Origin of the sequence: Actinocrinis sp. (assembly GCF_035605935.1) — a bacterium.
In the GTDB taxonomy this organism is placed as follows: Bacteria; Actinomycetota; Actinomycetes; order Streptomycetales; family Catenulisporaceae; genus Actinocrinis.
The window spans coordinates 41339-53535 of sequence record NZ_DATNGK010000306.1 but is presented as its reverse complement, the minus strand read 5'-3'; the positions used below and the strand labels follow the sequence as shown (position 1 = coordinate 53535).

The 12197-nt window shown below is 68.6% G+C and carries 9 protein-coding genes; 6 read left to right on the top strand and 3 right to left on the bottom strand.

The annotated features are described in order from the left end of the window. Both rhaD and rhaI read right to left on the bottom strand, forming a co-directional pair. The coding region (rhaD, locus tag VN779_RS24980) for a bifunctional rhamnulose-1-phosphate aldolase/short-chain dehydrogenase (protein WP_325727551.1) at positions 1 to 1434 on the bottom strand (1434 nt) is incomplete at its 3' end. 8 nt (positions 1435 to 1442) lie between these two features. Next, positions 1443 to 2609, bottom strand: coding sequence for an L-rhamnose isomerase (gene rhaI, locus VN779_RS24975; RefSeq protein WP_325727549.1), 1167 nt, complete (start codon positions 2607 to 2609; stop codon positions 1443 to 1445). Between the two features lie 274 nt (positions 2610 to 2883). Here rhaI and VN779_RS24970 point away from each other — a divergent pair, with 274 nt between their 5' ends. The 5 genes from VN779_RS24970 (at position 2884) to rhaS (ending at position 9040) form a co-directional block, all read left to right on the top strand. After that, complete coding sequence (locus tag VN779_RS24970) at positions 2884 to 3900, top strand: LacI family DNA-binding transcriptional regulator (RefSeq protein WP_325727555.1); 1017 nt, start codon at positions 2884 to 2886, stop codon at positions 3898 to 3900. A gap of 257 nt (positions 3901 to 4157) precedes the next feature. Further along, the gene (locus VN779_RS24965; RefSeq protein ID WP_349260935.1) at positions 4158 to 5744 is read left to right on the top strand and encodes a sugar ABC transporter ATP-binding protein; all 1587 of its coding nucleotides are present in this window, start codon (positions 4158 to 4160) and stop codon (positions 5742 to 5744) included. 68 nt (positions 5745 to 5812) lie between these two features. Next, complete coding sequence (locus VN779_RS24960; RefSeq protein WP_349260934.1) at positions 5813 to 6844, top strand: ABC transporter permease; 1032 nt, start codon at positions 5813 to 5815, stop codon at positions 6842 to 6844. A 55-nt stretch (positions 6845 to 6899) separates the two neighbouring features. Next, positions 6900 to 7892 carry an ABC transporter permease gene (locus VN779_RS24955; protein WP_349260933.1) on the top strand — a complete coding sequence of 331 codons (993 nt, stop codon included), beginning with the start codon at positions 6900 to 6902 and terminating at the stop codon, positions 7890 to 7892. Positions 7893 to 7963: 71 nt separating this feature from the next. Next, positions 7964 to 9040, top strand: coding sequence for a rhamnose ABC transporter substrate-binding protein (gene rhaS / locus VN779_RS24950; protein WP_325727540.1), 1077 nt, complete (start codon positions 7964 to 7966; stop codon positions 9038 to 9040). Between the two features lie 88 nt (positions 9041 to 9128). Here the strand turns inward: rhaS and VN779_RS24945 are convergent, their stop codons facing one another. Beyond that, entirely contained in the window at positions 9129 to 10304 is a 1176-nt protein-coding gene (locus tag VN779_RS24945) for a cellulose binding domain-containing protein (RefSeq protein ID WP_325727538.1), read from the bottom strand. Between the two features lie 371 nt (positions 10305 to 10675). On the opposite strand from VN779_RS24945, the gene VN779_RS24940 reads away from it, so the two are divergent. After that, positions 10676 to 12145 carry a cellulose binding domain-containing protein gene (locus VN779_RS24940; RefSeq protein WP_325727536.1) on the top strand — a complete coding sequence of 490 codons (1470 nt, stop codon included), beginning with the start codon at positions 10676 to 10678 and terminating at the stop codon, positions 12143 to 12145. The last annotated feature ends 52 nt before the right edge of the window (positions 12146 to 12197 follow it).

Genomic DNA, 12197 nt, shown 5'->3' with positions numbered 1-12197 from the left:
GACCGCCTTGTCGCTCCCGCCCAGCTCCTTGGCCACGGCCGCGGCGCCCTGCGCGTTGAGATCCGCGACGACGACGCACGCGCCTTCGGCGACCATACGGTGCGCGATCGCCTTGCCGATGCCGCTGCCCGCGCCGGTGACGAGCGCGATGCGTCCGGCCAGCGGCTTGGGCTTCGGCATCCGCTGAAGCTTGGCCTCCTCCAGCGCCCAGTACTCGATCCGGAACTTCTCCGACTCCGGAATCGGGGCATAAGAGGACACTGACTCGGCGCCGCGCATCACGTTGATCGCGTTGACGTAGAACTCGCCGGCCACGCGCGCGGTCTGCTTGTCCTTGCCGAAGGAGAACATGCCGACGCCCGGTACCAGCACAATCGCCGGGTCAGCGCCGCGCATCGCCGGGCTGTCGGGCGCGGCGTGCCTGGCGTAGTAGGCCGCGTAGTCCTCGCGATAGGCGGCGTGCAGCTCCCGCAGTCGTGTGATTGTCTCGTTCAACCGGACAGTCGGCGGCAGGTCGAGTACGAGCGGGCGGACCTTGGTACGCAGGAAGTGATCCGGGCACGATGTGCCGAGCGCCGCGAGCCGAGGGTGCTCGGCGCGAGCCAGGAAGTCGAGCACGACCTCGCTGTCGGTGAAGTGACCGACCTGCCGATGGTCGGTGGAGGCCAGACCCCTGAGGACGGGCGCTAGCGCGGCGGCGCGCTCGCGGCGCTCGGTCTCCTCGAGCGGTTCGAATCCCGCGACAGTCGCGCCGAACGGCTCGCTCTTGCCGCGTTCCACCAGGAATCGCTGCGCGGTCTGAATGATGCGCAGCGAGTTGGCCTCGCACTCCTCGCTCGTCGCGCCCCAGGCGGTGATGCCGTGACCGCCGAGAATGCAGCCGATCGCCTGCGGGTTCTCCCGCTTGATCGCCGCGATGTCCAGCCCGAGCTGGAAACCGGGGCGCCGCCACGGCACCCACACGACCGTCTCCCCGAAGCACTCGGCGGTCAGCTTTTCCCCGTCGGCCGCGGTCGCCAGGGCGATTCCGGAGTCAGGGTGCAGATGGTCTACGTGCGCGGCGTCCACGAGCGCGTGCATCGCGGTGTCGATGGAGGGTGCCGCGCCACCCTTGCCGTGCAGGCAGTAGTCAAATGCGGCGACCATCTCGTCTTCGCGCTCCACGCCGGGATACACCTCGACCAGAGCGCGCACCCGGTCCAGCCGCAGCACCGCCAGGCCCGCCGCAGTCAGCGTGCCCAGATCTCCACCGGAGCCCTTGACCCACAGCAGTTCCGCCTCAGCGCCAGTCACCGGGTCGATCGCGGCGCCCTTCGCCGAGGTGTTGCCACCGGCATAGTTCGTATTGCGCGGATCAGAACCCAGACGGTTCGACCGTCCGAGCAGCTGCTCGACAGTGCTCGTATTCGCGTTGTCCACGCTCGCGGTGCTCATCTTCGGGCTCACGCTCCCCAACCAGCCTGGGTACCGCCGACGCGCTGCGCCACGATCTGCTCCCGCCAGCCCGAGGCTCGGTAGGCCGTGACAGGCGCTGGATCAAGGCCCTGCTCCTCGCGCAGTTCGGCGAGCAGCGGGCGAACATCCGTGTTGTACGCGTCCATCAGCACCTCGTATGCGCCGAGCACGTCGCCCGCCTGCTGCGCCGCACGCAGCGCTTCGGTGTCGACGAGCAGCGCCTTGGCCGCGGCCTCCTGCACATTCATCACCGAGCGGATCACCGCCGGGATCTTCTCCTCTATGTTGTGGCACTGATCGAGCATGAACGCGACACCCGCGTCCGGCTCAAGCCCGCCGCCACGCACCACCTCGTGCACGATGCGGAACAGCTGGAATGGGTCGGCCGCGCCCGCCATCAGGTCATCATCGGCGTAGAAGCGGGAGTTCAGGTCGAACGCGCCCAGCTTCCGCTCGCGCAGCAGGAACGCGACGATGAACTCGATATTGGTGCCCGGCGCGTGGTGCCCGGTGTCCACGACCACTGAAGCTTTCTCGCCGAGCTTGAGCGTGTGCGCGTACGCCGTGCCCCAGTCCGGCACATCGGTGTGATAGAACGCCGGCTCGAACAGCTTGTACTCCAGCACCATCCGCTGGTCATCCCCAAGGCGCTCATACACAGCCGACAGCGCCTCGAACAGCCGGTCCTGGCGCGCCGCGATGTCGTCCTGGCCCGGATAGTTGGTGCCGTCGGCGAACCACAGCTTGAGCGCGCTCGAGCCAGTGGCGTCCATCACGTCCACGCAATCCAGCAGGTGCTGCAGAGCCTTGCGACGCACTGCCGCATCCGGATGGCAGACGCTGCCGAGCTTGTAGTCCTCGTCCTGGAACGTGTTCGAGTTGATCATCCCGATGCGCAGGCCGAGCGAGGCCGCGTGATCGGCCAGCTTTCCGTAGTCCTCCACCCGGTCCCACGGAATGTGCAGCGAGACGGTCGGCGCGGCCCCGGTGAACTTGTGCACCTGCGCTGCGTCCGCGAGCTTCTCGAACGGATCGCGCGGCACCCCTGGCTGCGGAAAGACCCGGAAGCGGGTCCCCGAGTTGCCGAACGCCCACGACGGCAGTTCGATCTGCAACGCGGCCAACCGCGCTTTGACCGTCGACCGGTCACCCATCACCGTCACCCTGCCCTGTCGCCGTAAGCGTCTTGCGCGCACCCAGGTGCCGCGCAGCCGCCGCGCTTGCATGAATCGTTTCAGTGACGCAACCTAGATCCAGTGCCCGGGGCTGTCAAGCAGACGCGGGCCAACCGTCCCACCTCTTCGATTTAGACCCTTTCAAAAGCCCGGTTCAATTCGAGCCCGGCCCTACCATGTGAGCGGACGCGGTTCGCTCGAAACGGGCCGCGCGCAACAGCTCGCGACCCGGTGAGGAGCCGTCTTGGCGCGCATGGTGGGCATCAAGGACGTCGCGCGGCAGGCGGGTGTCTCGGTCGGCACGGTGTCCAATGTGATTAACAGGCCCGACTTGGTTTCGGAGCAGACGCGTATTCGGGTTCAGGCGGCCATCGACCTGCTCGGCTTCGTGCGCAGTGAATCGGCCAGGCAGTTGCGGGCCGGGCGCAGCCGGATCGTGGCGATGCTCGTGCTTGACATGGCCAACCCCTTCTTCGTCCAGGTGGCTCGGGGCGCCGAACGCGAGGCGCGGGCAGCCGGCCTTGGCGTGATGCTCTGCAACAGCGCCCAGGACCCCTTCGAAGAAGCCGAGTACCTGTCCCTGTTCGCCGAGCAGCGGGTACGCGGCGTGCTCGTCACCCCGGCCGATCCGACCGGCGCGAACCTGGCCGCCTTCCGCCGCCGCGAGATCCCGTTCGTGCTGGTGGACCGGTCAGCGCCGGTAGGGGAGTGCTGCTCGGTCTCGGTGGACGACGTCGCCGGCGGATACCTCGCGGCCGATCACCTGCTCGACAAGGGTCACGTCGGGCTCACCTACGTCAGCGGACCGATGCACCTGGCGCAGTGCCGCGACCGACGCACTGGAGCACTGGCCGCGCTGAAGGACCGGTCGCTGCCTGAGGACGCGCTCACTCACATCGAAGTGCCGCGGCTCGACGTCGACGCCGGTCGTGACGCGGGAGCGCGGCTGCTCGCGCTGTCGCGTCGGCCGACCGCGGTGTTCTGCGCGAACGACCTGCTCGCTTTAGGCGTGCTCCAAGCCCTCTACGCGGCGGACGTCGCAGTGCCCGACGATGTCGCGCTGGTCGGGTACGACGACATCGAATTCGCGGCCGCCGCCGCGGTACCGCTGACCTCGGTGCGTCAGCCGGCCGTGCAAATGGGCCGTACTGCCGCGTCGCTGCTGCTGGAAGAGACCGGCGACGACCCGGACACGCACGCCCATCAGCGCGTCGTGCTTCAGCCCGAACTCATCGCGCGCGAGTCCACCGGACACGCCTCGCGTCCGTGAACTGCACGCGCAGTGAGCCGGTTCTTACCGCGCGACCTGCGCTGACCTGCTCGTGATCGCATCGTGACCAACTGCGCCGCACTCACCCCTTGACGGGCCAGCAAACCCGGTCTTACGTTGCTCGCACGTCAAATGAAACGTTTAAAGGCCCAAAATCTGCAGCACACCGCGCCCAGTGCGCCCGGGTGGAGATAAGAGTGAACGATTCAACCGAGAGGGGCGGCAGCGTGGCCGGCCCCGATGCGGTGGACCCAGGCATGGTCGATACCGGACCGCCGACGCCAGCGCCCGCCGCGACAGCGTCCGCGCCGATCCTCGCCCTCGATGCGGTGAGCGTGTCGTTCGGCGCAGTGCGCGCGCTGCGATCGGTGTCGCTGGCGCTCGATCCCGGCTCCGTGCACGCGCTGGCCGGCGAGAACGGCGCCGGGAAATCGACCCTGGTGAGGGTGCTCGCGGGCGTGCAGCGCCCGGAGACCGGCCGCGTTCTCGTGGACGGCGAGCCCACTGTCTTCCACGGACCCGCCGACGCGCGCGCCGCCGGCATCGCGGTGATCTACCAGGAGCCGACCGTCTTCCCGCACCTGTCGATCGCCGAGAACATCTACATGGGCCGCCAGCCCCGATCAACCTTCGGCCGGATCGACCGGGCCGCGGTGCGCCGGTGGACTGCCGACCTCTTCGCCCGGCTCGGCGTAGCGCTCGACCCGGATCAGCCGGCCCGTGGCCTGTCCATCGCGGACCAGCAGATGGTGGAGATCGCCAAGGCGCTCTCCTTCGACGCCCGCGTGCTGATCATGGACGAGCCGACCGCCGCGCTCACGCCGGCCGAGGTCGACCGGCTCTTCTCGGTGGCCCGCGCGCTCAAGGCACAGGGCGCCGCGATCCTGTTCATCTCGCACCGCCTCGATGAGATCTTCGACCTGTGCGACACGGTCACCACGCTGCGTGACGGCGGCTGGATCGCCACCGAGCCGGTCTGCGGCCTCGGCCCGGACGACCTGGTGCGCCGGATGGTCGGCCGGGACCTGGACTCGCTCTACCCGAAGCAGGACGCGCAGATAGGCGAGGTCGCGCTCGAGGTGCGGCGGCTTACCCGCGAAGGCGTGTTCACCGATGTCAGCTTCCAAGTGCGCCGCGGCGAGATCGTCGCGCTGGCCGGACTGGTCGGCGCGGGACGCACCGAGGTCGCCCGCGCCGTATTCGGCATCGACCGCTGGGACGCCGGCAGCGTGCAGGTGGACGGCCGGACGCTGCGCCCGGGCTCGCCTTCCGCCGCCATGTCCGCCGGTCTCGCGCTAGTACCCGAGGACCGGCGCGCGCAAGGCCTGGTGATGATCCACTCCATCGAGCGCAACAGCACCCTCACCGGTGTGCGCACCCTTACCCGCGGCGGTCTGGTCAGCCGCGCCGCCGAACGATCCCGCGCGGCCGACTGGGCCGCACGGTTGGAGCTCAAGTACGGCCGGCTGTCCGACGCGGTCGCCACCCTCTCCGGCGGCAACCAGCAGAAGGTCGTGCTCGGCAAGTGGCTGTCCACCGCCCCGAAAGTGCTGATCGTGGACGAGCCGACCCGCGGCATCGACGTCGGCACCAAGGCCCAAGTGCACCGGCTGCTCTCGCAGCTGGCCGCGGACGGCGTCGCGGTGCTGATGATCTCCTCCGATCTGCCCGAGGTGCTCGGCATGGCCGACCGGATCCTGGTGATGCATGAAGGACGCCTCGCGGCCGAACTGCCGCGCGAGGGCGCCACTGAGGAGGCCGTGCTGGCTGCCGCCACCGGAGCCTTGCCCACGCCAGGACTCAGCGCCGGATCCGGACAGGACGCTGCGGAGGTGTCGCAATGAGCTCGACCTCCGCACCCTCCGCGTCCAACACCGAGACGTCGAACACCTCGGGGTCGGCGGCCTCAGCGATGCGTGCCACGCGCGAGGGCACCGTGCCCGGGGCAGACACCGCGCCGCGCCGCTTGGTCGCCTTCATCGCCCGCGCCCGCCAAGCCGCCATCCTGCTCGTGCTGGTGTTGTTGCTGCTGGCCACCGAGCTGGACAACCATCGCTTCCTCAGCAACCAGGGAATCAAGGACCTGCTGCTCGACGCGGCGATCCTGATGCTGGTCGCGGTCGGCCAGGCGGTCGTGGTGATCACCCGCAACGTGGACCTGTCCGTCGGCTCCGTGCTCGGCATCAGCGCCTTCGCCGCCGGGAACCTGCTGGCCGGCGGGGCGAACCCGGTGTGGGCCGTGGTCGCCGCGATCCTGCTCGGCGCCGGCTTCGGCCTCGTCAACGGCTTGCTGGTCAGCTTCGGCCAGGTGCCCGCGCTGGTGGTCACCCTCGGCATGCTCTATGTGGTGCGCGGCCTCGACTCGATCTGGGTCGGCCCGCGCGAAATCACTTCGCAGAGCTTGCCTTCTGGTTTCACCGACTTCGGGCACGGCGGCCTAGGCCCGATCCCGTACCTCGCGCTGATCGCCGTCGCCGCGACCGTGGCCGTCGCGTACTACCTGGCGCGGTACCGCTCGGGCCGCGAGTTCTACGCGATCGGCTCCAACGCCCAGGCAGCGCGCCTGGCCGGAATCGGGCTGCGCAAGCGTGTCGTCGCAGCGTACATATTCGCCGGGGCGCTGGCCGGCCTGGCCGGAGCGTTGTACGTGGCGCGCTTCGCGTACGTCGATGCGACTACAGGCGGCGGCTATGAGCTAACCGTGATCAGCGCGGTCGTGGTCGGCGGCGTCGCGATGACCGGGGGAGTGGGCACCGTTTACGGCGCCGCGCTCGGCGCCCTCCTGCTGACCTCGATCAACAGCGTGCTGCCCGCGCTGAACGTCAGCTCGGTCTGGGAGGAGGCGATCGACGGCTCCCTGCTGCTGCTCGCCATCGCCGTCGACCGGATCGTGGCGGGGCGCGTTACCAGCGCGCTGCGCGAGAGGAGCCCGCACCGTGGCTGACAGAGATGTTTCGAACAGCGGTCTTGCCAGCTCGGCGTCCGGCCAGCTGCTGCCGCTGCACCGGCGGACGCTGCGGCCGCGCTGGGATGTAGCCGTCGCCGCGCTGCTGGTCCTGCTCGTCGCCTACGGCCTCGGGACCGAGAGCACCTTCGGCAATACCCTGAACGTCTCCTTCCTGCTGGGCAACACCACCACCATCGCGATCGTCGCACTGCCGATGACGCTGCTGGTCGCGGCCGGGGAGGTGGACCTCTCGGTCGGCTCGATGGCGGGCCTGTCCGGGGCGCTGATGGGCGCGCTGTGGAACGCGAACTGGCCGATTCAGCTGATCATCCCGGTGTGCCTGCTGGTCGGGCTGGCCGGCGGGTTGCTCAACGGACTGCTGGTCACCCGGCTCGGCCTGCCCTCGCTCGCGGTCACCATCGGCACCCTGGCGCTGTTTCGCGGCGTCGCGCAGATCGTGCTCGGCGCGAACGCGGTCTCTGATTTCCCGCAGAGCTACCTGGACTTCGGCACCGGCCGGATCGGCGGCACCGCGATCCCGGACATCTTCGTGCTCTACCTCGTGCTGCTCGCGGTCGCCGCGATCGTGCTGCACGCCACCGCGTTCGGCCGCAGGCTGTTCGCGATCGGGGCCAACCCCGAGGCCGCGTTCTTCGCCGGGGTGCGGGTCAAGCGCACCAAGCTGATCATGTTCGCGATGACCGGCCTGGTCTCCGGCGGCGCCGGGGTGATCTGGGCGCTGCACTACACCAGCGCCCGCTACGACAACGCCACCGGGCTCGAACTGTCCGTCATCGCCGCGGTACTGCTCGGCGGCATCGACTTCGACGGCGGACGCGGCACCATCGGCGGCGCGGTCGCCGGCGTGTTCCTGCTCGGCACCGTGCAGAACCTGCTGAGCCTGAAAAGCGTCTCGGCCGACTCGCAGACCATCGTCACCGGCCTGCTGCTGATCGCCTCGGTGCTCGGACCGCGCGCCGGACGCCAGATCGCCGAGGCCTTCCGCCGCCGACGCGCCAGACCGGCGGCGGCCGGCTCGCCCTGAACCCCTTCCGTCTTACTCCGCTCGAAATCCACATCACCGCACCGCAGTTCTCAACGACGAGAGGCACCTCCATGTCCGTATCCACCCGCCTGATGGCAGCCGCTTCCGGCGCCGCGGTGGCCGCCTTGCTCCTGAGCGCGTGCAGCGGCACCACTAAGAGCAGCAACGCGGCCGCCAACAGCGCGGCGCCCTCCGGTAGTGCGAACGCGAACGCCAACGCGGCGAGCAAAACCGGGCTGACCGTCGCCTACCTGCCCAAGCAGGTCAACAATCCCTACTTCACCATCTCCGACACCGGCGGCCAGAAGGTGCTTCAGGGCCTGGGCGAGACCTACAAGGAGGTCGGGACCACCAGCGCCACCGACACCGCGGGCCAGGCCAACTATGTCAATACACTAATCCAACAGCAGGTCAACGCGATCGTGGTCTCGGCGCAGGATCAGAACGCGCTGTGCACGAACCTCAAGCAGGCCATGAGCGACAAGATCTCGGTGGTCACCTACGACTCGGACACCAACCCCGACTGCCGGAACCTGTTCATCAGCCAGGCCAGCTCCGAGGCGCTCGGCCGCACCGAGGCGGACCAGCTGGCCGGACAGATCGGCGGCTCCGGTCAGATCGCGATCCTCTCTGCCGCGCAGACCGCGACGAACCAGAACGCGTGGATCGGCTTCATGAAGGACGAGCTGACGGCGAAGTACCCGAACATCCAGCTGGTCAAGATCGCCTACGGCAATGACGACGCGCAGACCTCGTACCAGCAGACCCAGGGCCTGCTGCAGTCCTACCCGAACCTCAAGGGCATCATCTCGCCGACCACCGTCGGCATCCTGGCCGCGGCGCAGTACCTCGACGGCTCCTCCTACAAGGGCAAGGTCAAGCTGACCGGCCTCGGCACGCCCAACCAGCTGCGCAAGTACGTCAAGGACGGCACCATCACGGCCTTCGAGCTGTGGGACCCGGCCAAGCTCGGCGCGCTGGCCGCCTACGCCGCGGTCGCGCTGCAGTCCGGCCAGATCACCGGCGCGCAGGGGCAGACCTTCAAGGCCGGCGACATGGGCCAGTACACCGTCGGCGCCAGCGGCGTGGTCACCCTCGGCGACCCGACCGTGTTCAACGCCGCGAACATCGACCAGTACAACTTCTAGGCGCCAAGCCTGATCTGATCCGGGCCGCTGGCCAGGCGCCGTATCGCGCCCGGCCAGCGGCCTTGTGGGTGGAGCGACTGATGGCCGGTCAGCCGGAAAGGGTGCAGCTGATGGACGGCACCGCGTTGGTTCCATTCCAGCTTGCGAGGAAGCCGAACGACGTAGACGCGCCAGCCGCCAGGCTGCCGTTGTACGCGGCGTTGTTCGCGGTAACCGTGGCACCGCTTTGGCTGAGCGTGGTGTTCCACGATTGGGTGACCTGCTGGCCGTTGGCGAAGGTGAAGGTGACTGTCCAGGCCGAGGAAGCGGCGGCCGAACTGTTGGTCACCGTGACGGTGCCTTGGAATCCGCCGCCCCACTGGGATGTCACCTGATAGGCCGCGGTGCACCCGGAGTGCCCGGCAGACGAGGACGGGGAAGCGGAAGTCGATGGCGACGACGACGGCGACGACGATGGCGAGCCGGACGGTGACGCGCTCGGCGAAGGCGGCGGCGGGATGATGCCGCTTAGAACCTGGGCCAGCGGCGGGTACCAGCGGGCAGCCATCTTCGCGAAGCCGGCGTCGTTCGGATGCACGCCATCGCCGCCGGTGTCGGTCGCGTCGTCGAAGCCGGTCCACTGATCCACCACGACGATCGGGGACTGCGCGGTGGTCAGCCCGGCCGCCCAGCCGGGGATCGCCTGGTCCAGCGACTGCACCTCGGCCGCGCAGGTCGGGCAGCTCGGCGGGTTCATCGGGATGATCTGCGCGACCAGGATCTTCATGCGCGGATTGTTCGCGCGCATCTGGCCGATCAGCGTGGTGTAGGCCGCCAGCACCGAACTGACCGGGATGCTGCCGCCCCACATGTCGTTGGTGCCCAAGTGCATCAGCACGATGTCGGGATTGGCCGCGGACAGCCACGCGGGCAGCTGGTTCTGGTTGGCGATGCCGGTGGCCGAGTAGCCGCCGTGGCCCTCGTTGTCGCCGTCGTAGGTGTAGCCGTAGTTGCAGCCTCCGTCTGGCACGCTGCCGACGAAGTCGATGTTGGTGTAGCCGTTGGTCTGCAAGTCGTGCCAGAGGATCGCGCGCCAGCAGCCTGGGCCCGCGGTGATCGAGTCACCAAGCGGCATGATCTTCACCGGCGCCGTCGTCGCGGCCGTGTCGGCGGACGTGGCCGAGCGCGCCGGTCGAGCGAGGGCGAAGGCGGCTGTCACGAGCAGCGCCGCGAGCGCGATAAGCACGGTAACTGCGGATAGCGGTGTTCTGCGATAGGTGGGCACGGCCGGCTCCTCGCGCGCGGTCCCGGGTCGGACGGGGCTGGGTTGGACAGGGCTGGGTTTGTACGGCTGGGGTGACGGTGCGGCACTGAACCGGTTCAGTCAACCGGATGCACGGGCTTGGCTGAGCAGTGCGCTGCGACCCGACCGTGTGCGTCGTGAGATTGCCGTGGTCCTAGCGAGGTAGCGCGCAATCCCGCGGCGGGAGCGCGACGCAGATCGGTCGAAACTTTCTGGCGCTCAGCGCGAGCGCACCCCTCGCATCAGTTCGAATCCGGGCAAGGGTTTTCCGCTGCGGCGACCTGCTTGACTTAACCGATTAAGTCATTCAGGGTGCAGATACGCCGACCCATCCCACACCCCGAGGAGTCCCGATGAGCCTTAGACGCGGTTTGCTCGCGATCGGCGCGGCCGGCAGCGTGATCGCGGGCACCGTGACCGCCATGACGCTGCCGGCCTCCGCCGTGGCGGCCGGATGTAAGGTCACGTATACGGTGCAGAGTCAATGGCCCGGCGGATTCCAGGGCAACGTCGCGATCACCAACCTGGGCGATCCGCTGAGCAGCTGGACCCTGACGTGGTCGTTCTCGGCCGGTCAGACGGTCACGCAGTCCTGGGGCGCCACGGTCACCCAATCCGGCAGCGCGGCCACCGCCGTCAACGCCAGCTACACCGCGAGCCTGCCCACCAACGCCAGCCAGTCCTTCGGCTTCACCGGCACCTGGAACAACAGCAGCAACCCGGTGCCTGTGAGCTTCAGCCTGGATGGCACGGTGTGCAACGGCGTCGTCTCCTCCGTCTCCCCGACGCCGCAGCCGCCCGCCCCGGCGCTCGCTAATGCGCACACCGTCGGTCAGACCGAGACCTCCGGCAACTACGTGTCCTACACGTGGCCGGGCATCTACTTCGAAGGTCGCTTCCACGGCACCGGCGTCGGCATCGTGCTGAACGACTCCGCGAACGACTACGACGTCGCGATCGACGGCGCCACGGTCGCCGAGATCGTCACTCCCGGCCAGAGCACCTACTGGGTCAAGAACCTCAGCAACGCCGACCACACCGTGCGCCTGGTCAAGCGGACCGAGAGCGCTTGGTCGGCCGGGCAGTTCGGCGGATTCGTCGCCGCGCCCGGCGGATCGATCCTGAGCAAGCCCGCCGCGCGCACCCGCCAGATCGAGTACATCGGCGACTCCTACACCGCCGGCTACGGCAACATGGCCACCCAGCACGACTGCTCCAGCATCGGCGGAGTGACCCCCAACTCCAACGCCGACGACAGCTTCGGCGCGCTGACCGCCCACGGCCTGAACGCCGACTATCAGATCAACGCCATGTCGGGCATGGGCATGGTGCGCAACTACAACGGCAGCAGCGCGGGCACCGACTTCCGCACCTACTACGGCAGGACCCTGCAAGCGGTCAACAACGACGTCTGGTTCAACCCGGGCACCTGGCACCCGCAGCTGGTCGTGGTCGGACTGGGCATCAACGACTTCTCCACCGCGCTCAACTCCGGCGAGCAGTGGAGCACCACCGACCAGCTGGTCGCCGCGTACAAGACCGCGTACCAGGGCTTCATCAACACCCTGCGCACCCAGTACGGCCCGAACACGATCATCGTGGTCAGCGCCACCGCCCTGTCCAACACCACGCTGTTCGCGCAGACCGCGCAGCAGGTCGTGACCGACCGCAACGCCATGGGCGACAAGAAGGTCTACTACTGGTACTACGACAGCCCCAGCCTCGACCACCTCGGCTGCGACTGGCACCCCTCCCTGCACGACGACCAGATCATCTCCGGGCTACTCAACAACTTCATCGCCACGCTGCCACTGACCTGGTAGCAGGCGCCAGGCCTGTCTGACGGCCGCCGTCGCGGTCCGGTCCGATCATGCC

Coding starts and splice junctions, on each gene's coding strand:
- rhaI (WP_325727549.1), bottom strand. CDS start 2,609: ATGGGTGACCGGTCGACGGTCAAAGCGCGGTTGGCCGCGTTGCAGATC.
- VN779_RS24970 (WP_325727555.1), top strand. CDS start 2,884: ATGGTGGGCATCAAGGACGTCGCGCGGCAGGCGGGTGTCTCGGTCGGC.
- VN779_RS24965 (WP_349260935.1), top strand. CDS start 4,158: ATGGTCGATACCGGACCGCCGACGCCAGCGCCCGCCGCGACAGCGTCC.
- VN779_RS24960 (WP_349260934.1), top strand. CDS start 5,813: ATGCGTGCCACGCGCGAGGGCACCGTGCCCGGGGCAGACACCGCGCCG.
- rhaS (WP_325727540.1), top strand. CDS start 7,964: ATGTCCGTATCCACCCGCCTGATGGCAGCCGCTTCCGGCGCCGCGGTG.
- VN779_RS24940 (WP_325727536.1), top strand. CDS start 10,676: ATGAGCCTTAGACGCGGTTTGCTCGCGATCGGCGCGGCCGGCAGCGTG.